The following is a 23,797-nucleotide window of genomic DNA, read 5'->3' as shown; positions in this document are numbered from 1 at the left end:
GCGGCGGACAGCAACTCAGGGGGAAAACTGTAACCCATGTATCCGGTTCAAAGTGTTACCCATCTATCGGCTGGACAAGCCGCACCCAACCAAGGAGTTCACCATGTCCTATGTCGATGGCTTCGTGCTCGCTGTGCCGAAGGCAAATCTCGAAGACTACAAGAAAATGGCCACACAGGCCGGCGCCATCTGGAAGGAGTACGGCGCGCTCGCCTATGTCGAATGCATCGGCGACGACGTGCCCTATGGCGAGTTGACCTCGTTCCCGCGCGCCGTCCAGGCCAAGGATGACGAAGTCGTCGTCTTCGCCTGGGTCGTCTATGAAAACAGGCAGAGCCGCGACGCCATCATGGCCAAGATCATGGCCGACGAGCGGTTGAAAGCCGATTGGCCGACGATGCCGTTCGATGGCAAGCGCATGATCTTCGGCGGCTTCCAGCCGTTCGTGGAGCTGTAGTCGCGCGAAGTCGTCATCCATGGGCGGAGCAGGAGCGGAGCTCCTGCGCAGACCCGAGGATCCATGCCGTGACATAGAGGCGCCGCTACGGTCCAGAATTCTGCTCCGCTGCAATCTTCGCGCAGGTAACGGCATGGATTCCAGGGTCTCCGCGACGGAGCTTCGCTCCTGCTTCGCCCTGGAATGACGAGGTTGCGAGGCGGCGGCTAATCTCGAAGGCCTGCGATGACTCGGAGCAAGCGGCCCACCAGTGTAATGCCGCCCTATCCGTTCTGGAGCTTGTCGAGCAGCGGCTTCAGCCGCTCCCCATAACGCTTCCACAGATCGACCGAGCCCTGATATATCGGCTGGCGCACCTGCGCGGCCGATGCCGTTCGCACCGGCCGGTCGGTCTCGTGGAACGACAGCACCTTGTCGTCCCAGGGCAGGCCGAGATGCGCCATCAGCGCCCGCGTCTGGCCTTCCTGATCGGCGACGAAATCCTCGTAGCGGACGTCGTGCACGACGCCGGGCAGCACCTTGTGCCAATGCGCCATGATGTCGGTGTAGAGGTTATGGAAATCGGCGAGTTCGCCGAGATCGTAGCCGTAGCGGTGGCTGTCGCCGCGGAAATGCACCTTGAAGATCGACAGGCACGTGGCCGCCGCGTCGCGCGCGCAATGCACGATCTTGGCGTTCGGCAGCATCATGTGCAGGAAGCCGACCAGCAGGAAGTTGCCCGGCATCTTGTCGGTGACATGGCGGAAGCCCGGATAGCGGCTGTGCAGCATCTCGACATAGGCCTGCCCGGCCTCGGCAAAGCCCTTGTCCGGCATGTCGGCTATCCCTGATGGAAAGCCGCCCGGCATGCTCATCGGAAACTGCTTGCCGACGACCGTCTTCAGGATGCTGAGCTCGCCCGCGCCAAAGACCTGCGGATGGCTGGCGATGATCTGCTCGACCAGCGTCGTGCCGGAACGCGGCATGCCGACGACGAAGATCGGCGTGTCGTCGGAAATGTCGCTCGGCCTGCGCTTTTCGAAGAAGGCCTTGTCGAAGGCCGCCTTCATCGCTTCGAACTCGTCGCGCGTTCTCACCGGGTCGTAGTCGATGCCCTTGCGGCGGATCGCATTGCCTTCGGCGAAATAGTCGAAGGCGCGGCCATAATCGTTCAGATCGTCATTGGCCTTGCCGAGGCCGAAGGAAAGCTGCATGCGCGCAAGGCTATCCTGCGGCGCCTTGGCGTGCTCGGCCTCCATGCGGGCAAGCTCGGCGTCGCGCTCGGTCTGGCGCTTGACCTGGGTCAGCAACAGCCAGGCTTTCGCAATGGCCGGAGCGATCGCCACCGCCTGGCGGGCAAGATCGGCGGCCTCGGCGAGCTTGCCCTTCTCCATCATGGCGACGCCCAGCCCATAGAGCAGCTCGGCATCCTTGGGCCGGATCGACAGCGACTCGCGGAAGAGCGCAATCGCCTCGTCCAGCCGCCCGGCTTCCTGCAGCGTTTCGGCAAGGCCGATGCGGGCGCGGACATGGAACGGGTTGCGGCCGATCGTGCCGCGATAGATCTCCTCGGCGCCGTCGAACTGGCCGAGCTGCTTCAGCGACGAGCCGAGATTGTCGCGCGCCGCCAATTGGTCCGGGCGGATGTCCACCGCGCCGCGGAAGAAATCGACGGCGGCGGCGACGCGGCCGAGGTCGCGCATCACCGTGCCCATGTTGTTGAGGAAATCGGCATTTTGGGGCTGCAGCGTCACCGACTGCTCGATGAGGTCGAGCCCTTCCTCGCTGCGGCCGGTCTGGTGCAGGAGAAGCCCGAGGAAATGCAGCGCGGCGGCATGGTTCGGCTGTTGACCCAGCACCTGCCGGTAAAGCGATTCCGCTTCTTGCCGGCGCCCCGCCTGGTGCAGTTGCAATGCCTTTTGCACATAAGGATCGAGCGGGCTGGCCGAACCGGCCTTGCCGCCCGCGTTTGCCGCTCTTCTCTGATCTCTGTTAATGGGAAACCTGCCGTGTTTGTCCGCCCGCCGGACCTAAGCCAAGCGGGCGGGAGATGCAAGTGTGTGGGCAGCGCTCCGACGACTTGCCCGCAATGCGAAACGCACCCGGCCTCGCTAGCAAGGCCCGTCGCCGATGATGCGATAGTCCGCCGCGCGGGCTTCGCATGCATTCGGGAAAGTGCGCACCTCGCCGTGGCGCCTGGCGCAGACCGGCGCGTATTCGCGGGTGCAGAAGGTTTGCTCGCCGCCACCGCCGCCGCCCCCACCGCCACCATCCCGGCAAGGACCGTCGCGCACGATGCGATAGCCTGCCCTGTCGGCAAGGCAAGCATTGGCGAAGGTCTGGCGATCGCCGCCGCGTCTTGCGCAGACCGGTTCGTATTGCATGGTGCAGAGCTGCGGATGCGGCCTCGGCGGGCGTGGGCCGGGCCCTTCGTCGACGACCACGGTACAGGCCGTCAGCAATGCCGACAGAAGCAGGGCGACAAGGCCCTGCCGCGAAACGATTGCCGCAAGAAATCGCATAGGTCCCTCTCCGATCCTGGCTCAGGCGCGGCCGCGCCAGCCCGCCCAATTCCTCGCCATTTTGGGCTCGAACGCAACCCCGGCTTGTGCTTTGCCCGTACCGAAATTTGTCGCCGAGCGGCGTCTCGCACTGGCCCATGCCTGGCTCTTTTCTGGCCGATGACCGGTCATGGCGCCGGGTTCTATCGATGCCCTCGCGTTGGGCGTGCCGAGGGCTGCCCGCGGTGTAGTCTTGCAACCATCACATTTCCGTGTAATAAATTTGGTGTTCGGGCATTTGCGACCCGGAGAGCGGCACGTTTTGGACGACCTTTCCCCGATAGTGTGAATCTCTGACGGCCCCGTTTTTCGGCGGGGGCTTTGACCATGCGCGAATGCATGACTGCCGAAGCAACACCGGGATCAGCCCAAGGCAGCGGGCGAGCCCACCAGACTGATACGGGTGAAGGAGTTCCCCCATGGCCCAGACCGGCACCGTAAAGTTCTTCAACGCCACCAAAGGCTTCGGCTTCATCACGCCTGACGGCGGCGCCAAGGACGTGTTCGTCCACATCTCCGCGATCGAGGCCTCCGGCCTGCGCACGCTCGTCGACGGCCAGAAGGTCACCTTCGACGTCGAGCCTGACCGTATGGGCAAGGGCCCGAAGGCGGTCAACCTCCGCGCCGCCTGAGCGGGCGACGCTGCCTGTCTTCCGCTGATCAATGGCGCGGCAGGTTCATGAATGGGCTTCGCAGGAAGCTTGAGTTTTCGAGGGCGCGACGGTTCCGTCGCGCCCTTTTTTGTCCGGCAAATAGTTGGATTGGCAGGCGAAAACTTTCTCTTGCCGATAGCGCTAAAATAAAGGACAAATTTCCTCTCGGGCAATTTGCCGGCCCGAGACTGACTTGATGGGATCAAAGGAGCTTCCCATGCCGCAGACCGGCACCGTCAAATTCTTCAACCATGCCAAGGGCTTCGGCTTCATCACGCCCGACGATGGCGCGAAGGACGTCTTCGTCCATATTTCGGCCGTGCAGGCGTCGGGCCTTCCCGGTCTTGAGGATGGGCAGAAAGTGACATTCGACACCGAGCCCGACAAGCGAGGCAAGGGCCCGAAGGCCGTCAATCTGTCTGTCGGCTAAGCCGGCTCAAGACAGATCCGACGGAGACTGAGCAGCGAGACGCTCCGGCAGAGCTCGGAATTTTGTTCGAGCCTCGAAATCGTTCGCCCAGTTCCGTTCAGCCTCTGTTCAGCCACGGTCTTCTACTAACCCTTGCTAAAGCCGACCCGCATCCCCTGAAAATACGCGGGGCGGCGCGAAGGAGACCGAAAATGAACCGAATTCTCAAGACCGCCATTGTGACCGCCGGCGTCGCCGCGACCACTTTGGCCACCTTCTCGGCGGCAAATGCTGACGATTGGCGCTGGCGTCGTCATCATCATCATGGCGGCGACGCCGTCGCCGCCGGCGTTGTCGGCCTGGCGGCGGGCGCCCTGATCGGTAGCGCTCTCAGCAACCCAGGGCCGAGATACTACGATCCAGCCTACGATGACGGCTATTATGTCGACCGGCCCGTGCGCCGCTACTATGTACAGCCGCGCGTCGTCTATGCCGACCGCTATGCCGAGCCGTGGACCCGCGAATGGTACGAGTATTGCTCGGACCGCTACCGCTCGTTCAACTCGCGTACCGGAACGTTCACCGGCAACGATGGCGAACAGTATTTCTGCGTTGCCAACTAAAACTTAGGGTTCCAGCCCGGAAAAAAGCGCCGCCCTCCAGCGGCGCTCTTTTCTTTGCGGAGAGGATCAGGCCAGGAAGGGATTCGTCCGGCGCTCCTCGCCGAAGCGGCCGCCCGGACCGTGACCGCAGATGAAGCCGATGTCATCGCCGAGCGGCAGCAGCTTATCCTTGATCGACGCGATCAGCGCGGCGTGATCGCCGCCCGGCAGATCGGTGCGGCCGATCGAGCCGCGAAACAGCACGTCGCCGACATGGGCGAATTTGGCCGCTCGGTTGTAGTAGACGACATGGCCCGGCGCGTGCCCGGGGCAATGCAGCACCTCGAACGAATGCTCTCCGAACGAGACCGTGTCGCCTTCACCGAGGAAACGGTCCGGAATGCAATTGCGCGCCGGATCGGTAAGCGCGAAACGCCTGGCCTGGTTCTCGAGATTGGCAAGCAGCGGCCGATCGGCCTCGTGCGGGCCGATGATGTCGATGCCGAGTGCATCCTTCAGATCCATCGCGCCGCCGGCATGATCGATATGGCCGTGGGTGATCCAGATCGCCTTCGCCGTGATCGCGTTGTCCTTAAGCACTGCCAGTATCTTGTCGACGTCGCCGCCCGGATCGACGACGACACCTTGTTTGTCGTCCACGTCGAAGAGAATGGTGCAATTCTGCTGGAAGGGCGTGACCGGCACGATGCCGGCATTGAGCTGACCCATGGCTTTCCTTTCGAGGTATTGCCCTGATGTAGAGAGCACAGCCGACTGCGTCCACCGATGATCTCTGAAAGAAATACAGCCATAGCCGCCATGCGAAGCCCGAAATTTGCCGGGCCAATTTCTGCATCGCGTTCAAAACGTCGCCGACTAACCGTCAGAATGGCACTGCCGCCGGCGCCGACGATGCTGTTTTGTATGTTCAGCGCCCTGCCCGGTCCCACCGGCTGCTGCCGCTGCCGTCGCCGGACCGACCGCGCCCATGAGGCGCCGAATTCTGCGCTGCCGCTTAAATAAAAGGGGCGGCCCGAAAACCGCCCCCTATTGCAGAAAACAGCTGTGACTATCGCTATTCTGCGGCGATGGCGTGCTTTGGCTGCACGGCGGCAGAATAGTCGTTCATCAACGTCTTGGCGATCTCGCCGACCTCGAATCGGTACGGACCGATTTCCGAGACTGGCGTGACTTCAGCGGCCGTGCCGGTAAGGAAGCACTGCTCAAAACCATCGAGCTCTTCGGGCATGATGGCACGCTCGATCACCTCGAAGCCGCGCTCCTTGGCCAGGCCGATGACGGTGCGGCGGGTGATGCCGTCGAGAAAGCAGTCGGGCGTCGGCGTGTGGATCTTGCCGTCCTTGACGAAGAAGATGTTGGCGCCGGTGGCTTCCGCCACCTGGCCGCGCCAGTCGAGCATCATGGCGTCGGCGTAGCCCTTGGCCTCGGCGGCGTGCTTGGAGAGCGTGCAGATCATGTAGAGGCCGGCGGCCTTGGACTTGGACGGCGCCGTGCGCGGGTCGGGCCGGCGCCATTCGGCGACGTCGAGACGGATGCCCTTCAGCTTCTGCGCCGGGTCGAAATAGCTCGGCCACTGCCAGATGGCGATGGCGCAGTTGATGCGGTTGTTCTGCGCCGAAACACCCATCTGCTCGCTGCCGCGCCAGGCGATCGGACGCACATAGGCGTCCTGGAAACCCTGCTTCTTCAGAAGCGAGCGGCAAGCCTCGTCGATCTCGCCGACCGAATAGGGAATCTTGAAGCCGAGCAGGCGCGCCGATTCATGCAGGCGCTCATTGTGCTCGGTCAGCCTGAAGATCTGGCCGCCATAGGCGCGCTCGCCCTCGAAGACCGCGCTGGCATAGTGCAGGCCATGGGTCAGCACGTGGATCTTGGCGTCGCCCCATTTGACGAACTCGCCGTTCATCCAGATGAAGCCGTCCAGTTGATCGAAGGGAACGGATGCCATGGAAACCTCCCGCGGGCGGGCGCCCGCCAATCGTTGTGTCATATGGCCTTTCGTGTCGGCCCCGCCACTGGGTCCGAAACCGCCGGCCTGTGCCTGGAAACGTAGGCGGATATTCAATCCATGGCAAACTTAGGAAGTTCCGGAAAAACGGCTTCCGTTTGCCTTTTCGTTCGCAATCCGCCGAAAAGCTTGTCAAAAATTATCATTTGCGGGAAATTACGTCAACAGTACTGACGTAATTCCCCCGCTTGGCCTGGAGAAATGATGACGGATCGAAGCTCCGCAGCCGGAAAACCGATCAGGACGGCGATCACCGACGAGGACGGCATCGACTTTGCCATCATCGAGCTGTTTTTCTTCGCCTATCGCGACTTCACCTCCGATCCCGACCAGATCCTTGCCGATTACGGCTTCGGCCGGGCCCATCACCGCGTCTTGCATTTCGTCAACCGCAGGCCCGGCCTGACAGTTGCCGAGCTGCTCGACGTGCTGAAGATCACCAAACAGAGCCTGGCGCGGGTGTTGAAGCAGCTGATCGACACGGACCATATCGTCCAGGTGCAAGGGTTACGCGACCGCCGGCAGCGCGAGCTCTATCCGACTGCCAAGGGCCGCGCGCTGGCACTGGCGCTGGCACGGCCACAGTCGCGCCGCATCCGTGCTGCATTGGAGGATTCCGGGACCGCCGAACGCGCCTCGATCGAAAGATTCCTGGAGGCCATGGTCAATCCGGAACTTAGAGCGCAGATCAACATTGTGCCTGCGCAAACATCGGGGAAGAAAAATGGAGACCACTGAGAAGGTTGATCATCCGGCAGCGCCCGGCGATGATGCGCCGCATCTGCTGGTGGTCGACGACGACACCCGCATCCGCAATCTGCTCAAGCAATATTTGTCCGAGAACGGCTTTCGCGTCACCGTCGCCGGCAACTCCGGCGAGGCCCGGCGCAAGCTCGCCGGGCTGGACTTCGACCTGCTCGTGCTTGACGTCATGATGCCCGGCGAAACCGGCGTCGACCTCACCAAGGCGCTGCGGGCCGAGAAGAACGTGCCGATCCTGATGCTGACGGCGCTGTCGGAAACCGACAGCCGTATCACCGGGCTCGAGGCCGGCGCGGACGACTATCTGCCGAAGCCCTTCGATCCGCGCGAGCTCATCCTGCGCATCAACAACATCCTGCGCCGCGGCGGCCCGGCGACGACGCCGAAAGTCGAGCAGCTCGTCTTCGGCCCCTACACCTTCCAGATCGCCAAGCGCGAACTGAAGCGTGGCGGCGAGGCGCTGAAGCTGACCGACCGCGAGCAGGAAATCCTGGCGATCTTCGCCGCCCGGGCGGGCGAAACCATACCGCGGCACGAGCTCGTCGGCGACGAATCGGATGTCGGCGAGCGGACCATCGATGTCCAGATCAACCGGCTGCGCCGCAAGATCGAGCGCGATCCGTCCAATCCGGTGTGGCTGCAGACCGTGCGCGGTATTGGGTATCGGCTCAGCGTGGAATAGACTACTCTCGACGGCCCTTTGCTACGGCCATCGATGAGCGGAAGGGCGAATGGCGACCACGCAACTGGAAAAGCCCAAGACCGGGAGCCTCGGCGATCTCGCTTTGCGGACGTTGAGGGCGATGCCGCGCGCCTGGAACCGGTTCTGGCGCCTGGTCGCGCTCTACATGCCGAAGCGGCTTTATGCCCGCTCCCTGATCATCGTCATCGCGCCGATGATCCTTTTGCAGTCGGTCGTCGCCTTCGTCTTCATGGAGCGCCACTGGCAGACAGTCACCCAACGCCTGTCGCAGGCGACGATCGCCGACATCGCTGCCATCATCGACATGATGGAGACCTATCCCCACGACGCCGATTACGCCAACATCATCCGCATCGCCCAAGACCGCATGCAGCTGAAAGTGGATCTGCTGCCGCCCGATCCCCTGCCGGCCCCCGGACCGAAGCCGTTCTTCTCAATCCTCGACACGGCCCTGTCGTCGGAGATTACCCGGCAGATCAACCGTCCATTCTGGATCGACACGGTCGGCAACTCCAACGTCGTCGAGGTCCGCGTCCAGCTCGAAGGCAAGGTCCTGCGCGTCTTCGTGCGTCGCAGCCAGGCCTATGCCTCGAACACCCATATCTTCCTGATCTGGATGGTCGGCACCTCGCTGGTCCTCTTGATGATCGCCATCCCCTTCCTGCGCAATCAAATAAGGCCGATCCTGACCTTGGCCGAAGCCGCCGAGAGCTTCGGCAAGGGCCGGCCGATGCCGCGCGATTTCCGTCCGCGCGGCGCAGAGGAAGTGCGGCGCGCCGGCTTCGCCTTCATCCAGATGCGCGAGCGCATCGAGCGCCAGATCGAGCAGCGCACCGCCATGCTGACCGGCGTTAGCCATGATCTCAGGACCATTCTGACCCGCTTCAAGCTGCAGCTGGCACTGGCCGGCGGCAAGGCCGAGACCAAGGCCGCGCTGAACCAGGACATCGACGATATGCAGTCGATGCTGGAGGGCTATCTCTCCTTTGCCCGCGGCGAGGCGGCGGAAGACACCGGCCGCTTCGATCTCGACGCCTATTTCCAGAAGCTTGGCGAGGAAGCGCAACTGCGCAAATGCAGGCTGTCGACGACACTGACCGGCGATCCGACCGTGCATGTGCGGCCGAACGCCTTTGCCAGGCTGATGTCCAACGTCATCGGCAATGCCTTCCGATATGCCAAGACGGTCGAGGTCCACGCCAATCACGGCCGCGGCTCGCTGACCGTCACCATCGACGATGACGGTCCCGGCATCGCGCCCGACAAGCGCGAAGAAGTGTTCAAGCCATTCCTGCGGCTCGACGAAGCGCGCAACCTCGATGCCAGCGGCACCGGCCTCGGCCTGTCGATCGCCCGCGACATCGCCCGCAGCCACGGCGGCGACATTATGCTTGAAGACAGTCCGCTGGGCGGTCTGCGGGCCGTGATCAAGGTGCCAGCCTAATCGGGCAAAGACGGCGTTCATCGGCCCGTCATGAAATCATGCTCAAGAGCGCGCATGAAGCGCGCGACCTTTATCGATTCGGCCATGCCGCCCCGCTTCGATCCCGCACCCGCCCGGGTGCGCTGGAGCGAAGCGAGAGCTGCAGCCTGGCTGCCGTTCCGCCACCGTGCCGGCGCGCTCAAGAATCTGTGCGAAGGGTTGTCATGCGGATCCTGATGGTCACCGATGCATGGCGACCGCAGGTCAACGGCGTGGTTCACACGCTGGAGCGGCTTACCGAAACGCTGAAATCCTTCGATGTCCAGGTCGATTTCCTGACGCCGAACATCTTCCGCACCTTGCCGCTGCCGACCTATCCGGACATTCGGCTCGCCTTGACAACCCCCGGTCATGTCGCTCGGCTGATCGAAGCGCGCAAGGCCGACCACATCCACATTGTCACCGAAGGGCCGCTCGGCATCATGGCGCGCCGCTACTGCCGCAAGGCCGGCCGTCCCTTTACCACCAGCTACCACACGCGTTTTCCCGAATATCTCAGCGCTCGCCTGCCGGTTCCGGAGAGCTGGGCCTATAGCTGGCTGCGCGACTTCCACAATTCCGGACAGGGCACGCTGGTCGCCACGCAATCGCTGGCGGACGACCTTGCCTCGCGCGGCTTCGATAAGCTGAGGCCCTGGACTCGCGGCGTCGACACCGATCATTTCCGGCCGGACAAACGCAAGGACACCAGCTTTCCCCGCCCCATCTTCCTCTGCGTCGGCCGTGTCGCGATCGAAAAGAACCTGACCGCCTTCCTCGATCTCGATCTCCCCGGCAGCAAGGTGGTGGTCGGCGAGGGGCCGGAACTGGCAAAGCTCAGCGCCCGCTATCCGAACGCGCATTTCCTCGGCCATCGTCCGAATGACGAACTGGCGGAAATCTACGCCTCGGCCGACGTCTTTGTCTTTCCGAGCCGCACCGACACCTTCGGCAACGTCATCATCGAGGCTCTGGCCAGCGGCACGCCGGTGGCCGCCTATCCGGTGACCGGACCGATCGACATCGTCGGCGACGGGGTCGGCGGGGCCGTATCCGAGGATTTGCGCGAGGCGGCGCTCAAAGCGCTTCACATTGACCGCGCGGAGGCGCGTCAGCGCGCCCTGCGCTACAGCTGGAGGGCATGCGCCGAGATGTTCCTCGACGCGGTCGAAGAAGCGCTGGGGATGCCGCGCAAACGCGCCGATCAGGATGCGGTAACGTCAGGCCGGCCCAGGCTTGTCCTAGAATAGACGCCCGCCATCCGGCACTTTGCGCTCGATGGCCCCGAGCACGACGGCGCCTTCCTCGTCCGGAAAGCCAAGCGTCAGCACTTCCGACATGAACGGGCCGATCTGGCGCGGCGGGAAATTGACCACCGCGAAGACCTGCCGGCCGATCAGCGTCTCCGGCGCATAATATTTGGTGATCTGCGCCGACGACTTCTTCACCCCGATAGCCGGGCCGAAATCGATCTTCAGCTTGAATGCCGGCTTGCGCGCCTCCGGGAAGGGCTCAGCCTCGACGATCGTGCCGGCACGGATGTCGACACGATCGAAATCGGCAAAGCTGATCTCGGGCTTGCGCTCGCTGCTGGAACTCATCGGCGGTGTTGGCTTGGCTCAGGCGCTTCCATGGGTTTCAAAGAGCACGCTGGACAGCGCGTCCTTGGCCGACGTACCCGACCAGACGACGAATTGGAAGGCCTGGAAATAGCATTCGCAGGCCTCCAACGCCGAGGACAGAAGCACCTCGACCTGCTGGCTCGACGGCTCCACGCCGCCGGCGAGCAGCAGCGATTGCCGGAACATGATCGCGCCCTCCTGCTCCCACAGGTCGAAATGGCCGAACAGCATCTGTTCGTTGATCAGCGACAGAAGCCGCATCACTTCCAGCGCGCGCGTTTCCGGCACCTTGATGTCGAAGGCGCAGGCCAGATGCAGCGCCTCGAAATCTTCCATCCAGGAGAAGGAGACATGATAGTCGGTCCAGCTGCCTGTCACCGAAATCGAGATCTCGTCATCGCCGGCGCGTTCGAAGGACCAGTCATTGTTGTGGGCCACCTGCTCGATGACGTCCACCGGGTGGATTTCGCGGGAGAATTCGAGTTCGAGGAGTTCCATGAATGCTTCCTGTCGTTCTGAGAGCGCCGCCACACGCTCCGCGAGAGAGGGCACGCACAACGAACAATCTTGTCTAGAACTCGGACGGCCAGGACTTTCCAAACGCGAAGACCCCAACCGGACCCCACCGCCCGGCGCATGACCCTGCTTCGAATCATGCAACAAATTCAGTCTATTGATCGGGAGTCGCGTGAACAGCCCAATTTTTCGCACTGCGTCATTCGCATGTGGAAAGGCGCTGTCAAAAAGATTCATGCAATGCCGGTAAGCGATTCACGGCAAAGCGATTTTTCGGATCGCGCTTTGTGGAAAAGTTTACGATTATTTTTTTGATCTGGGCTTCGCCGCAGCTGCAGGTGCGGCCTGCCCGGTCAATTCGGCGAGCTTGGCCTCCAGCGCTTCGAGGCGCACCGCAAGCTGGACGTTGTCTTCTCTTGCCTTGACGGCCATCTCGCGGGCGGCCTCGAACTCTTCGCGTTTCACGACATCCATGGAGTTGAGCAGGCGCTCGGCCTGGCTGCGGAAAGCCGTCTCCATCTCGCGCCTGACGCCTTGGGCTGCCCCCGCGGCATCGGTCATCAGCTTGGCGAATTCATCGAGAATGCGGTTCGTTCCGGTCGACATGGCAAATCCTCGCTTGGCTATTTTGACGTAGTGGCGCGCGGCACGGATTGCAAGCGAAGCCTGCCTTGACCCCGCCAAAACCCTGCCGCATGGTCCGCGCCCGATAGACGACCGCAACCGGAGAGACCCAGTTTGAGCGAATATTTCCTGCTGCCGCTGGCCTCCATGCCCTTCCCCAATATCGACCCGGTCATCGTCCATATCGGGCCGCTGGCCGTGCATTGGTATGGGGTCGGCTACATCGTCGGCATTCTCTTCGCCTGGTGGTACGCCAAGCGTCTGGCCGCGAATGCCAGCCTTTGGCCGGACGGCAAGCTGCCGATGAAGCCCGAGGACCTTGACGATTTCATCGTCTGGGCGGCGATCGGCGTGGTGCTCGGCGGGCGGACCGGCTATGTCCTCTTCTACGACCTTCCACGCTATATCGCGCATCCGCTCGACATCTTTGCGGTCTGGCAGGGCGGCATGTCGTTCCATGGCGGACTGCTCGGCGTCATCCTCGCCATGACGCTCTTTTCGCTCAAGCGCGGCATTCACACCTGGACGCTGTTTGACGTCGTCTCGGCCGGCGTGCCGGTCGGCCTTGGGCTGGTGCGTGTGGCCAATTTCATCAATTCGGAACTCTGGGGCCGGCCGTCGGACGTGCCCTGGGCGATCGAATTCCCCAATGGCGGCCCGTTCACCCGGCATCCCAGCCAGCTCTACGAGGCGCTGCTGGAAGGTCTTGTGCTCTTCCTTGTGCTACGCTTCCTCACCCACTCGCGGCTGAAGCTGAAGACACCGCGCTTCGTCGGCGGCGCCTTCATCTGCGGCTACGGCCTGTCGCGCATCTTCGTCGAGTTCTTCCGCGAGCCTGACCAGCAGCTCGGTTATCTGCTCGGCACCAACTGGCTGACCATGGGCATGGTCCTGTCCTCGCCGATGGTGCTCGCCGGCATCTGGGCCATGGCCACCGCAAAGCCGATGACGCAGACGCAGCCGGCATGACCGGGCTGAAGGAGCGCATGGTCGGCCTGATCGGCGCGGTGGGGCCGATCCCGGTCAGCGAATACATGGCGCTCTGCCTGTTCGACCCTGAGGACGGCTATTATACGACGCGCGAGCCCTTCGGCGCCGCCGGCGACTTCGTCACCGCGCCGGAGATCAGCCAGATGTTCGGCGAGCTTGTCGCCGTCTGGCTCTACCAGGCCTGGCAAGGTGTGGGCCGGCCGCTCCCAGCCACCTTCGCCGAAATCGGTCCCGGTCGCGGCACGCTGATGAAGGACATGCTGCGCACCTGGTCGCGGCTTGATCCGGCGCTTGCCGCCGAGGCTTCCTTCGCCATGATCGAGACCAGTCCGCGCCTGGCCGAAATCCAGAAAGAGACGCTTGCCGGCCAGAGTTCGGCCCTGAGCTGGCACCAAACCATCGACACGCTGCCGCTGCAACCGCTCTTCATCGTCGGCAACGAGCTGTTCGACGCGGTGCCGATCCGCCAGTTCGTCTATGTCGGCGCAGGCTGGCGCGAGCGCATGGTCGGGCTAGACGATGCCGACAATCTTCATTTCTTCGCCGGCGCGGGTTCCGTCGACCCGGCGCTGCTGCCGGCTGGCGCGGCCGATGCTGTGCAAGGCGCGATCGTCGAGCTGGCGCCGGCCCGCGCGGCGCTGATGGCGGCGATTGCCAAGCGTATCGCCGGCCATGGCGGCGCCGGGCTGTTCATCGATTACGGCCATCTTGAGCCGGGCATCGGCGACACATTGCAGGCTGTGCGCAGGCACGGTCACGAAGACGTGCTGGCCAATCCCGGCGAGGCCGACCTTACCGCTCATGTCGATTTCGCCGCGTTGGCCGCAGCCGTCCGGGAGCACGGCCTCCAGGCGGAGCTGACCACGCAGGGTGAATTCCTGCTCGGCATGGGCCTGCTCGAGCGCGCCGGCGCGCTTGGCGCCAGGGCCGATGACGTCGCGCGGCAGGCGATTTCCGACGCGGTCGAGCGCCTTGCCGGCCTCGATTCGATGGGCGAGCTGTTCAAGGTGATGAAGATCCGGCCGGCGGCGAAAACTGGCTGACATCGGCGGGCAACCCGTGCAAGCTGGCCCTGCCACTTGCCCGAGCCTCACCCCCCAACCGAACTCCACCTTGACGAAATCGCCCGCGCGGACAACAAACCCTTCCATGCTGAATCAGACCAGACCCGATCCAGTGCGCTCGCCGCTGCTTGAGCAGGCGCAGGGCATACGCCACGGCTATTTCACCCGCATCGGCGGCGTCTCCAGCGGCATCTATCGAGGCCTCAACATCGGCACGGGCTCCAGCGACGACCAGACGCTGGTCGCCGAGAACCGTCGCCGCGTCGCCGACTGGATGGGCGTGCCGGCGGATCGTCTCCTCACCGCGCATCAGGTCCATTCTCCCGATGTCGTCATCGCCAGGGAGCCTTTCGCCGTCCCTCGCCCCAAGGCCGACGCCATCGTCACCGACCGGCCGGGCATCGCTATCGGCGCCTCGACGGCCGATTGCGGACCGGTGCTGTTCGCCGACGCGGGGGCGCGCGTCATCGGCGCGGCCCATGCCGGCTGGAAAGGCGCCTTCACCGGCGTGCTCGAAAACACCGTGGCCGCGATGGAAGGGCTCGGCGCCCGCCGCGATCGCATCGTGGCCGTGCTCGGCCCTTCCATCAGCCCCGACAATTACGAGGTCGGCCCGGAATTCCTCGCCCGCTTCGTCGAGGCCGACGCTGGCAATCAGCGCTATTTCAGGTCGTCGCAGAACCCCGGCCACTCGATGTTCGACCTCAACCAATATACGGTCGACCGGCTGCGCAAGGCCGGCGTGACCGCCGACGGGCTCGGCCGCTGCACTTACGCGGAAGAAGACCTTTTCTATTCCTACCGGCGCACCACCCACCGCAAGGAAGCGGATTACGGGCGGCAGGTCTCGGCAATCGTTCTGGAGAAAGACTAATGGCGCTGCATTTCGAACGTTCGGAATTCGACGCGCGGCGCGACCGGCTGCTGATCGAGATGGCCGAGAAGAAGCTCGACGCTGTGCTTTTGTTCGCGCAGGAGAGCATGTACTGGCTGACCGGCTACGACACTTTCGGCTTCTGTTTCTTCCAGTGTCTGGTGGTGAAGGCCGACGGCTCGATGGTGCTGCTCACCCGCTCGGCCGATTTGAGGCAGGCGCGAAACACCTCGACCATCGACAATATCCTATTGTGGACCGATCGTGATGGCGCCAATCCCGCGATCGATCTGCGCAACCTGCTCAACGATCTCGACCTGCTCGGCGCGCGCATCGGCGTCGAATACGACACGCATGGCCTGACCGCCTACAATGGCCGCCGTGTGGACGAGCAGTTGCAGACCTTCGGCCAGATCGCCGATGCTTCCGGAATCGTCGGCCGGCTGCGCCTCTTCAAGAGTCCGGCCGAGATCGCCAAAGCCGAAAAAGCCGCAAGCCTCGCCGACGATGCGCTCGATGCCGCTCTGCCCCTGATCAAGCAGGGCGGCGACGAGGCGCTGATCCTGGCCGCGATGCAAGGAGCAATTTTTGCCGGCGGCGGCGACTATCCCGCCAACGAGTTCATCATCGGCTCCGGTGCCGATGCCCTGCTCTGCCGCTACAAGGCCGGCCGCCGCAAGCTCACCAAGAACGACCAGCTGACGCTCGAATGGGCGGGCGTCTTCCATCACTATCACGCGGCGATGATGCGCACCGTTTTGACCGGCAAGGTATCGAAGCGCCACCAGGAACTGTTCGACGCCGCCCGCGCGGCTCTGCTTGCGGTCGAGAAGGCGATGACGCCGGGCAACACTTTCGGCGACGTCTTCGATGCGCATGCCCGTACGCTCGAGGCGCATAATCTGACCAAGCACCGGCTGAACGCCTGCGGCTATTCGCTCGGCGCCCGTTTCACGCCGTCCTGGATGGATATGCCGATGTTCTACCAGGGCAATCTGGAGCCGATCGCGCCCAACATGACGCTGTTCGCGCACATGATCATCATGGATTCGGAAACCGAGACGGCGATGACGCTCGGCCGCACCTATCTTACCACGGAATCGGCGCCGAAGCCGCTGTCGCGCCATGATCTCGACTTGATCGTGCAGTGAATCCATAATGGTTGGTTCACGCGGGGGCGTTCGCCACCAGGGAGTTGTCGGGCAAATGAGACGATCGCAGGTGACGACCGTGTCATTGCTTGCGGCGCTGGCGCTTGCCGCCTGCACCAACGCCAAGGACGTCCTCGATCCTTCTGCCGTCAAGCCGCCGACGAATTCGGCCCAGGCATTGCCTGCCACCCAAGGCACGTCGGCCACCACACCGCCAACGACGACCGCGCCTGCGCCCACAGCGACCGCGGCGGCTCCAACGCCCGCCACGCCGGCTCAGGCCGCCGCCATCGCCAAGACCCGGCTGCAAGTTGCGCCGATCGTCGGCGCCTCGGTGGAGGCCGCAGCCCCCTTGACGGCGGAATTGCAGACGCGCGCCAGGCAGCGCGGCGTGACCCTTGTCGGCAGCACCGATCAGACGGCGACGCATGTGCTGAAGGGCTATTTTTCGACGATGTCCGAAGGCAAGGACACCACCGTCATCTATGTCTGGGACATCTACGATCCGTCGGGCAACCGCCTGCATCGCATCAATGGGCAACAGAAAGCGGCTTCCGTCGGCAGCGGCGAAGGCTGGCCGGCGGTAGCGCCGGCAACCATGCAGGCCATCGCCGACCAGACGATCGACCAGTTCACCGCCTGGCTCGGCAGCGGCGGCGCCGGTTGATCGACCAACCTGTTGCCGGCTTGCGATCCAGCCGGCCTTTGTTGCGCCTTGTCGAACGATTCCCGATCACGAGGCTTGCAATACCGGCGCGGGCCGCTAAAAGCCCGCTTAAAAGGCTCATGAGAGTCTGTCCGGTCTCTCCATCCTTCACCAGGAACGGTGCATGAAGCTTTTCGCGGGCAATTCCAACAGGGTGCTGGCCGAAGCGGTCGCTCGCTATCTCAACATCCCGCTGGGTAAGGCCAGCGTCAGGCGCTTCGCCGATCAGGAGATCTTCGTCGAGATCCAGGAGAACGTGCGCGGCGAGGATGTCTTCATCCTGCAGTCGACCTCCTATCCGACCAACGACCATCTGATGGAACTGCTCATCATGATGGACGCCTTCATGCGCTCCTCGGCAAGGCGGATTACGGCGGTCATTCCCTATTTCGGCTACGCCAGGCAGGACCGCCGCGCCTCAGGCCGCACGCCGATTTCGGCCAAGCTCGTCGCCAACATGATCACCCGCGCCGGCGCCGATCGCGTGCTGACGCTCGACCTGCATGCCGGCCAGATCCAGGGCTTCTTCGACATCCCGACCGACAATCTGTTCTCGGTGCCGGTGATGGCCCGCGACGTGAAGGCGAAATACAAGCAGCTCGGCAATGTCGTCGTCGTCTCGCCCGACATTGGCGGCGTGGTGCGGGCGCGCGCGCTTGCAAAACGCTTCGATGCGCAGCTCGCCATCGTCGACAAGCGCCGCGAGCGCCCCGGCGAATCCGAGGTGATGAACATCATCGGCGCCGTGGCCGGCAAGGACTGCCTCTTGATCGACGACATCGTCGATTCCGGCGGCACGCTCTGCAACGCGGCCGATGCCTTGCTCGCCAACGGCGCGACCAGCGTCACTGCCTACATCACCCATGGCGTGCTCTCGGGCGGCGCGGTTGCCCGCATCAGTGGCTCGAAACTGCAGGAACTGGTGATCACCGATTCCATCCAGCCGAGCCAGGCGGTGCTCGACGCGCCCAACATCCGCGTCATCTCGATCGCCGACCTGATGGGCGAGGCGATCTCGCGCACGGCGACCGAGGAATCGGTGTCGAGCCTGTTCGACTAGACCGCGGCGCTGCTGGCCTGAACCGGGCCGCTTGATCGCTTTGGCCCCTCGCCTGACTCGCGCGCGCCGCGCATATAGTCGCGCGGCGAGCTGCCGAGCATGCGCTTGAACATGGTGATGAAGGCCGGCACGCTGTCATAGCCAAGATCGAGCGCCACCCTGGTGATAGGCTCGCCGTCGGCGAGCCTCGGCAGCGCCGCGAACAGGCAGGCCTGCTGGCGCCAAGTGGAGAGCGACAGCCCGGTCTGGCGGTGGAAGGCGCGTGTGAAGGAGCGCCGGCTCATGCCCGCGGCATCCGCCCATCCGTCGATCGTCGCATGTGGCGAGGGCGCCGCGACAAAGCGCCGGCAGAGCGCCGCGAGCTTCGGATCCGACGGAAAAGGCAGGCCGAGCGGCCGCTCCGGCAGGTTCGGGATCTCATGCAGCAGGAGCCCCATGATCAGCCCGGCGCGCCCTTCGAGCTCGCCGCCCTGCGGCAGCTTCTCCGATTCCACGATCAGGCTGTGCATGAGCTCGGTGATGCCGACGACGCGCAAGCCCTCAGGCAGGCCGGGAATCGCATCCGGCACGACATAAACCGAGCGCATCGAGACGTCGCCAAGCATCTCGACGGAGTGCTCGATGCCGGCCGGTATCCACATCGCATGGTCGGGCGGCACCATCCAGCGGCCGTGCTTGGTCGTCACCAGCACGACGCCGACAAGCGCATGCAGCAACTGGCTGCGGCTGTGGCGGTGCTGCGGCACGTGGTAGCGGTCGGGATATTCGGTCGGCAGCGCGACCGCCGGCCCGATCGCCTCTTCCAGCCATTGCCAGCGGCTTTCATGCAGCCGGCCGAGTTCGGCGGCATCGCCCCTGAAGATTTCCCGGCCATGCGGCATTCGATGTGGCCCACTTGCGAAACTATTGGACCAAACCACGAAAGAAGTCGCCATTCAAGCCGATTATAAGGCAAGCGTCCTATAAAGCTGCCTGCGGTTCGCCGCCAAAAAGACCGGAGCCATTGCCTTGACCGATACGACCGCCGCCGCCGTCGGCACCCCAGCACCGGCAAGCCACACCTCGGCGCAAGCGACGGCCTTCACCGTCATTCTTGCGGTGAGCTTCTGCCATTGCGTCAACGACATCATGCAGTCGCTGCTTTCGGCGATCTATCCGCTGCTGAAAGAGAATTACGGTCTCGATTTCTGGCAGATCGGCCTTCTTACCTTCACTTTCCAGGTGACGGCATCGCTGCTGCAGCCGGTGATCGGCATGATCACCGACAAGCGGCCGATGCCCTATTCTTTGCCTTGGGGCATGGCCTCGTCACTGGTCGGGCTGGTGGTGCTTGCGCATGCCGGCCATTACTGGCTGCTCCTGATCGGCGCCTCGCTGATCGGCATCGGCTCGGCGATCTTCCATCCGGAATCCTCGCGCATCGCCCGCTTCGCCTCGGGCGGCCGCTTCGGCCTGGCGCAGTCGCTGTTCCAGGTCGGCGGCAATTTCGGCCAGGCGATGGGCCCACTGCTCGCCGCCTTCATCGTCGTGCCTTTCGGCCAGACCAGCATTTCCTGGTTCACGGTCGGCTCGCTGATCGGCATCGTCGTGCTGTGGCAGGTCGGCGGCTGGTACAGCCGGTTGCGCGCTTCGATGGCCACCCGCAAGCAGGCGGCCCACGTCTCGCCCTTCCCGCGCAAAAAAGTCATGGGAGCACTGGCGGTGCTGACGCTGCTGGTGCTGAGCAAGAACGCCTATATCGCCTCGCTGTCCAGCTACTACACCTTCTACGCCATCCATAAGTTCGGCGTTTCGGTGCAGATGTCGCAGGTGATGCTCTTCCTGTTCCTCGGCGCCTCGGCGCTTGGCATCCTGCTCGGCGGCCCGTTCGGCGACCGCTACGGCCAGAAGGCGATGATCTGGTTCTCGATCGTCGGCGTTCTGCCCTTCACGCTGGCCCTGCCTTACGCCAATTTGGAATGGACGATGGTGCTTACCGTTGTGATCGGCCTGATCCTGTCGTCGGCCTTCTCCAACATCGTCGTCTTCGCGCAGGAACTGGTGCCCGGCCGCGTCGGCATGATCGCCGGCATCTTCTTCGGCTTCGCCTTCGGCATGGGCGGCATCGCCGCGGCCGTGCTCGGCGTCGTCGCCGACATGAAGGGCATCGACTTCGTCTACCACGTCTGCTCGTACCTGCCCTTCCTCGGCCTGCTGACCGTGTTCCTGCCGAACATGAAGGAGGCCAGGAAAGCCTGAGCCGGCTGCTCCGAACGAGCTCCAGCGAGCAAAGCACCCGCCCGACGGCGGGTGCTTTTTGGCGCTGGGACTCAAGCCTGGAAGAAGGCCAGGAGGTCGGCATTGATGACGTCCGCATGGGTCGTCGCCATGCCGTGCGGAAGGCCCTTGTAGACTTTGAGCTCGCCCTTCTTGAGCAGTTTGATCGCGAGCAGGGCCGAATCCGCGATCGGCACGATCTGGTCGTCGTCGCCATGCATGACCAGCACCGGCACCTCGATCTTCTTCAGGTCCTCGGTGAAGTCGGTTTCCGAAAACGCTTTGATGCAGTCGTAATGCGCCTTGGCGCTGCCCATCATGCCCTGCCGCCACCAATTGTCGACGACGCCTTCCGACACCGTCGCGCCCGGACGGTTGAAGCCGTAGAACGGACCGGCCGGAACGTCGCGGAAGAACTGGGCGCGGTTCGCTGTCAGCGCTGAGCGAAAGCCGTCGAACACTTCGATCGGCAGGCCGCCGGGATTGGCATCGGTCTTGAGCATGATCGGCGGCACCGCGCCGAGCAGCACAGCCTTGGCGACGCGGCCTCCGGAACCGTACTGCGCGACATAGCGCGCCACTTCGCCACCGCCTGTGGAATGCCCGACATGGATGGCGTCCTCGAGGTCGAGATGCGCAGCCAGCGCCGCCACATCGGCGGCGTACGTGTCCATCTCATTGCCGGTGTCCGTCTGGCTGGAACGGCCGTGGCCGCGACGGTCATGGGCGATGACCCGATAGCCCCTGGAGAGGAAGAACAGCATCTGGGCATCCCAGTCGTCGCTGCTCAGCGGCCAGCCATGGTGGAAGACAACCGGCTGACCGGTGCCCCAATCCTTGTAGTAGATCTGCGTGCCGTCCTTGGTGGTGATCGTGCCGCTGCCCGAGCCAGCCTTCGCATGCGAAGCTTCAGTCATCTCAATCTCCTTGGTCAATGTCGCGATAAATGATATCGCGATAATGAAATGCCTATCGCAGCCGCCACGTCTTGTCTACGATAATATGTGTCGCGATATCTTGTTTTGTGTTAAATAGCCTCGCGACGTCGACAAAAGGAAATTGGCGCGATGCCTCTGCCGCTGGACAATCAGCTCTGTTTCGCACTCTACGCCACGAGCATGGCGATCAACCGCACCTACAAGCCCATGCTCGACGCGATGGGGATCACCTATCCCCAGTATCTCGTGCTCAATGCGCTTGGAGAGGCCGATGGCATGTCGGTCGGCACCATAGCGCGCCGGCTGGCGCTGGAATCGAGCACCGTCACGCCGCTGGTCAAGCGCATGGAACAGGCGGGGCTGGTGACCCGCCAGCGCAGCCATGACGATGAGCGGCAGGTGCAGGTCGATCTCACCGCGGCCGGCCGGGCGCTGCTCACGCAATGCAACTGTCTGGGCGAAACGCTGGTCGAGCGCTCAGGCATGACCTCGGCCGAGATCGATGCCCTCACCCGAAAAGTCCGGGCGTTGCGGGATGCGTTGAGCGGCGACCGAACGGCAGATGCTGCCTGACCTCCAAGCGCTATAAGGTCTGCTTAGTGCAGGCCGAACTCGCGCAGCAGCTCCTCGCGGTAGCGCACGAAGCGGGTTTCGCTGCGGTCGCGCGGGCGTGGCAAATCGACATCGATCAGCCTTGCCGCCTTGCCCTTTTCCTTGGGCAGGATCAGCACCCTATCGGCGAGATAGATCGCCTCCTCGAGGTCATGGGTGACCAAGACCATGGTGACGTCCTCCTCGTTCCAGATGCGCGCCAGTTCCTCCTGCATGGAGATCTTGGTCATGGCGTCGAGAGCCCCTAACGGCTCGTCCAGCAGCAGGATTTCCGGCTGCACGGTCAGCGCCCTGGCGATGCCGACGCGCTGCGCCATGCCGCCCGAAAGTTGTCTTGGGTAGGCATCGCTGAATTCGGCGAGGCCGACCAGAGCGATATAGAAGCTTGCCCGCTTCTCGGCTTCCGGCTTGGGTACGCCGCGCACTTCAAGGCCGAAAGCGACATTGCCGAGCACGGTCAGCCAGGGCAGCAGCCGCGACTCCTGGAAGATCACCGCCCGTTCCTCGCCGACGCCCTCGATCTCTCTCCCGTCGATGGCGACGGCGCCGCCGTCGGCCCGCTCCAGCCCGGCCAGGACGCGCAGCAGCGTCGTCTTGCCGGAGCCGCTGGCGCCGACGATGACGAGGCACTCGCCGGAGCGGACGTCGAGGCTGAGCGAGCGCAGCACGGCAAGCTGACGCCCGCCGAGCGTGAAGGATTTGGACAGGTCGCGTATCGTGACCTCGCCGCCGCGTGCGGTGGCCATGGCGCTTGCCTCCGTGCTCAGTTGATCTTGGTTTCGCCCGGGCGGTAGAGAATGTCGGCGGCCTTGAGCTTGCCTTTCGGCAGACGACCGTCACGCTCTAGAATGCTCACCCAGAAGTCGACGTCGCGGTCGGTCACCGCCGCCTTCTCGCGAAGGCCGAAGCCGGTCCAGTAGCGCGCCAGTTCGCCATTCTCGCCGCGCCTGTTGAGGATGTCGGCGAGCAGCTTGCGCGTCTGGTCGGGGTTCTGTCGCGACCAGTCGGCGGCGCGCGCTGACTGTTCGACGAAGTTGCGGGCAGCGTCCGGATTGGCGGCGATGAAATCGCGCCGCAGCACCACGAAACCGCCGGCGATCTCGCCGAGCACATCGGTGTCGTTGAAGACACCGCGCACCCCGCCATTGCTGACCAGTTGGCCAGCGAAAGTCGCCTGCCAGTAACCGAGCCCGGCGACATCGACCTGATGCGAGCGCAGGGTCTGCTCGAGTTGCGGCCCCGGCACTACGACCAGTTTGGCCGCATCCGGCGGCAAGCCGACACTGTGCAGCGCCTCGCGCACCGTGTAGTCGAGATGGGCGCCGAGCGTGTTGACCGAGATCGTCTTGCCGGCGATGTCAGCGATCGATTTGATCGGACTGTCTTCCAGCACATAGAAGACGCTTTTCACATCCTTGTTGATGCCGTTGCTCGGATAGGCAGCGACGAAGTCATTGCCGCCGGCGATCGAGTTGATCACGGCCGGCGTCGCGGCCGAACCCAAATCGACGCTGCCGGAGGCGAGCGCGAACAGCGATTCCGGACCCCCCGCCGCATAGCCGACATTCTCGAGCTCGATGCCGAGGCCTTTGAAATAGCCGAGTTCGTCGGCGAGTTCGTGCGGGGAAATGCCGCCGCGGCTGGCGAGGTAGCGGATTTTGACGGAAGCGGCCTGCGAGCGGGCGATGCCGGGCAGACCGGCGGCGATGATGCCGGCGGCAAGCGGGGCCCGCAGGAGAAATGAACGGCGTGTGATGGTCATGGTCC

General features: G+C 63.8%; 28 protein-coding genes. 17 read left to right on the top strand and 11 right to left on the bottom strand.

Going from position 1 to position 23,797, the window contains the following annotated elements; translation table 11 throughout:
• Positions 1–103: 103 nt before the first annotated feature.
• Positions 104–457, top strand: coding sequence for a DUF1428 family protein (locus CK220_RS26995; protein WP_095814434.1), 354 nt, complete (start codon positions 104–106; stop codon positions 455–457).
• 263 nt (positions 458–720) lie between these two features.
• On the opposite strand, the gene CK220_RS26990 is transcribed toward CK220_RS26995, so the two are convergent.
• Together CK220_RS26990 and CK220_RS26985 are read right to left on the bottom strand one after the other, a co-directional pair.
• Positions 721–2,361 carry a tetratricopeptide repeat-containing sulfotransferase family protein gene (locus CK220_RS26990; protein WP_095814433.1) on the bottom strand — a complete coding sequence of 547 codons (1,641 nt, stop codon included), beginning with the start codon at positions 2,359–2,361 and terminating at the stop codon, positions 721–723.
• Between the two features lie 186 nt (positions 2,362–2,547).
• Positions 2,548–2,958 (bottom strand): Kazal-type serine protease inhibitor domain-containing protein, encoded by a 411-nt coding sequence (locus tag CK220_RS26985; RefSeq protein ID WP_095814432.1) that lies wholly within the window; start codon positions 2,956–2,958, stop codon positions 2,548–2,550.
• Between the two features lie 458 nt (positions 2,959–3,416).
• Here CK220_RS26985 and CK220_RS26980 point away from each other — a divergent pair, with 458 nt between their 5' ends.
• The 3 genes from CK220_RS26980 (at position 3,417) to CK220_RS26970 (ending at position 4,682) form a co-directional block, all read left to right on the top strand.
• The gene (locus tag CK220_RS26980; protein WP_006202520.1) at positions 3,417–3,629 is read left to right on the top strand and encodes a cold-shock protein; all 213 of its coding nucleotides are present in this window, start codon (positions 3,417–3,419) and stop codon (positions 3,627–3,629) included.
• A gap of 238 nt (positions 3,630–3,867) precedes the next feature.
• Positions 3,868–4,080 carry a cold-shock protein gene (locus tag CK220_RS26975; protein WP_008877668.1) on the top strand — a complete coding sequence of 71 codons (213 nt, stop codon included), beginning with the start codon at positions 3,868–3,870 and terminating at the stop codon, positions 4,078–4,080.
• Positions 4,081–4,271: 191 nt separating this feature from the next.
• Positions 4,272–4,682: a BA14K family protein gene (locus CK220_RS26970; protein ID WP_095814431.1), complete on the top strand. Its 411-nt coding sequence runs from the start codon at positions 4,272–4,274 to the stop codon at positions 4,680–4,682.
• A 66-nt stretch (positions 4,683–4,748) separates the two neighbouring features.
• On the opposite strand, the gene CK220_RS26965 is transcribed toward CK220_RS26970, so the two are convergent.
• Both CK220_RS26965 and CK220_RS26960 read right to left on the bottom strand, forming a co-directional pair.
• Entirely contained in the window at positions 4,749–5,390 is a 642-nt protein-coding gene (locus CK220_RS26965) for an MBL fold metallo-hydrolase (RefSeq protein ID WP_095814430.1), read from the bottom strand.
• Between the two features lie 346 nt (positions 5,391–5,736).
• The gene (locus CK220_RS26960; RefSeq protein WP_095814429.1) at positions 5,737–6,630 is read right to left on the bottom strand and encodes a branched-chain amino acid aminotransferase; all 894 of its coding nucleotides are present in this window, start codon (positions 6,628–6,630) and stop codon (positions 5,737–5,739) included.
• A 264-nt stretch (positions 6,631–6,894) separates the two neighbouring features.
• On the opposite strand from CK220_RS26960, the gene CK220_RS26955 reads away from it, so the two are divergent.
• The 5 genes from CK220_RS26955 to CK220_RS26940 are packed head-to-tail and all read left to right on the top strand — an operon-like array spanning position 6,895 to position 10,867.
• Positions 6,895–7,428, top strand: a complete 534-nt coding sequence (locus tag CK220_RS26955) for a MarR family transcriptional regulator (protein WP_095814441.1) — start codon at positions 6,895–6,897, stop codon at positions 7,426–7,428.
• A complete protein-coding gene (locus CK220_RS26950; RefSeq protein WP_095814428.1) occupies positions 7,415–8,134 on the top strand; it encodes a response regulator transcription factor in 720 nt (239 codons plus the stop codon). Before CK220_RS26955 ends, CK220_RS26950 begins: the two co-directional genes overlap by 14 nt.
• A 49-nt stretch (positions 8,135–8,183) precedes the next feature.
• On the top strand, positions 8,184–9,599 hold the full coding sequence (locus CK220_RS26945; protein WP_095814427.1) for an ATP-binding protein: 1,416 nt from the start codon (positions 8,184–8,186) through the stop codon (positions 9,597–9,599).
• A gap of 54 nt (positions 9,600–9,653) precedes the next feature.
• Positions 9,654–9,815, top strand: coding sequence for a hypothetical protein (locus tag CK220_RS32125; protein WP_176479226.1), 162 nt, complete (start codon positions 9,654–9,656; stop codon positions 9,813–9,815).
• Positions 9,803–10,867, top strand: a complete 1,065-nt coding sequence (locus CK220_RS26940; protein ID WP_095814426.1) for a glycosyltransferase family 1 protein — start codon at positions 9,803–9,805, stop codon at positions 10,865–10,867. Before CK220_RS32125 ends, CK220_RS26940 begins: the two co-directional genes overlap by 13 nt.
• On the opposite strand, the gene CK220_RS26935 is transcribed toward CK220_RS26940, so the two are convergent.
• The 3 genes from CK220_RS26935 to CK220_RS26925 form a co-directional block, all read right to left on the bottom strand.
• Positions 10,859–11,218: a tRNA-binding protein gene (locus CK220_RS26935; protein WP_066994400.1), complete on the bottom strand. Its 360-nt coding sequence runs from the start codon at positions 11,216–11,218 to the stop codon at positions 10,859–10,861. The two genes, CK220_RS26940 and CK220_RS26935, sit on opposite strands and share 9 nt — an antisense overlap.
• Before the next feature lie 18 nt (positions 11,219–11,236).
• Positions 11,237–11,737, bottom strand: coding sequence for a YbjN domain-containing protein (locus tag CK220_RS26930; RefSeq protein WP_066994911.1), 501 nt, complete (start codon positions 11,735–11,737; stop codon positions 11,237–11,239).
• 321 nt (positions 11,738–12,058) lie between these two features.
• On the bottom strand, positions 12,059–12,361 hold the full coding sequence (locus tag CK220_RS26925) for an accessory factor UbiK family protein (protein ID WP_095814425.1): 303 nt from the start codon (positions 12,359–12,361) through the stop codon (positions 12,059–12,061).
• 132 nt (positions 12,362–12,493) lie between these two features.
• Here CK220_RS26925 and lgt point away from each other — a divergent pair, with 132 nt between their 5' ends.
• The 6 genes from lgt to CK220_RS26895 all read left to right on the top strand — a co-directional run bounded on the left by lgt (position 12,494) and on the right by CK220_RS26895 (position 18,224).
• Positions 12,494–13,348: a prolipoprotein diacylglyceryl transferase gene (lgt, locus tag CK220_RS26920; protein ID WP_095814424.1), complete on the top strand. Its 855-nt coding sequence runs from the start codon at positions 12,494–12,496 to the stop codon at positions 13,346–13,348.
• Complete coding sequence (locus CK220_RS26915; RefSeq protein ID WP_095814423.1) at positions 13,345–14,412, top strand: class I SAM-dependent methyltransferase; 1,068 nt, start codon at positions 13,345–13,347, stop codon at positions 14,410–14,412. The genes lgt and CK220_RS26915 overlap by 4 nt, the downstream gene beginning before the upstream one ends.
• Before the next feature lie 106 nt (positions 14,413–14,518).
• Positions 14,519–15,307: a peptidoglycan editing factor PgeF gene (gene pgeF / locus CK220_RS26910; RefSeq protein ID WP_095814422.1), complete on the top strand. Its 789-nt coding sequence runs from the start codon at positions 14,519–14,521 to the stop codon at positions 15,305–15,307.
• Positions 15,307–16,458, top strand: a complete 1,152-nt coding sequence (locus CK220_RS26905) for a Xaa-Pro peptidase family protein (RefSeq protein WP_095814421.1) — start codon at positions 15,307–15,309, stop codon at positions 16,456–16,458. The genes pgeF and CK220_RS26905 overlap by 1 nt, the downstream gene beginning before the upstream one ends.
• A gap of 55 nt (positions 16,459–16,513) precedes the next feature.
• The gene (locus CK220_RS26900; protein ID WP_095814420.1) at positions 16,514–17,125 is read left to right on the top strand and encodes a hypothetical protein; all 612 of its coding nucleotides are present in this window, start codon (positions 16,514–16,516) and stop codon (positions 17,123–17,125) included.
• Between the two features lie 163 nt (positions 17,126–17,288).
• Complete coding sequence (locus CK220_RS26895) at positions 17,289–18,224, top strand: ribose-phosphate pyrophosphokinase (RefSeq protein ID WP_066994382.1); 936 nt, start codon at positions 17,289–17,291, stop codon at positions 18,222–18,224.
• Here CK220_RS26895 and CK220_RS26890 read toward each other — a convergent pair.
• On the bottom strand, positions 18,221–19,105 hold the full coding sequence (locus CK220_RS26890; RefSeq protein ID WP_095814419.1) for a helix-turn-helix transcriptional regulator: 885 nt from the start codon (positions 19,103–19,105) through the stop codon (positions 18,221–18,223). The genes CK220_RS26895 and CK220_RS26890 overlap by 4 nt on opposite strands.
• A 127-nt stretch (positions 19,106–19,232) precedes the next feature.
• Here CK220_RS26890 and CK220_RS26885 point away from each other — a divergent pair, with 127 nt between their 5' ends.
• Positions 19,233–20,462: an MFS transporter gene (locus CK220_RS26885; RefSeq protein ID WP_176479225.1), complete on the top strand. Its 1,230-nt coding sequence runs from the start codon at positions 19,233–19,235 to the stop codon at positions 20,460–20,462.
• Between the two features lie 71 nt (positions 20,463–20,533).
• Here CK220_RS26885 and CK220_RS26880 read toward each other — a convergent pair whose 3' ends face one another.
• Entirely contained in the window at positions 20,534–21,397 is an 864-nt protein-coding gene (locus CK220_RS26880) for an alpha/beta hydrolase (RefSeq protein WP_095814440.1), read from the bottom strand.
• 150 nt (positions 21,398–21,547) lie between these two features.
• On the opposite strand from CK220_RS26880, the gene CK220_RS26875 reads away from it, so the two are divergent.
• Positions 21,548–21,991, top strand: coding sequence for a MarR family transcriptional regulator (locus tag CK220_RS26875; protein WP_095814417.1), 444 nt, complete (start codon positions 21,548–21,550; stop codon positions 21,989–21,991).
• 23 nt (positions 21,992–22,014) lie between these two features.
• Here the strand turns inward: CK220_RS26875 and CK220_RS26870 are convergent, their stop codons facing one another.
• Together CK220_RS26870 and CK220_RS26865 are read right to left on the bottom strand one after the other, a co-directional pair.
• The gene (locus CK220_RS26870) at positions 22,015–22,776 is read right to left on the bottom strand and encodes an ABC transporter ATP-binding protein (RefSeq protein WP_095814416.1); all 762 of its coding nucleotides are present in this window, start codon (positions 22,774–22,776) and stop codon (positions 22,015–22,017) included.
• A gap of 17 nt (positions 22,777–22,793) precedes the next feature.
• Positions 22,794–23,792 carry an ABC transporter substrate-binding protein gene (locus CK220_RS26865; protein WP_095814439.1) on the bottom strand — a complete coding sequence of 333 codons (999 nt, stop codon included), beginning with the start codon at positions 23,790–23,792 and terminating at the stop codon, positions 22,794–22,796.
• Between the last annotated feature and the right edge of the window lie 5 nt (positions 23,793–23,797).

It is taken from the genome of Mesorhizobium sp. WSM3860, assembly GCF_002294995.1.
Taxonomy (GTDB): Bacteria; Pseudomonadota; Alphaproteobacteria; order Rhizobiales; family Rhizobiaceae; genus Mesorhizobium.
This window is presented reverse-complemented; position numbering and strand designations above follow the sequence as displayed.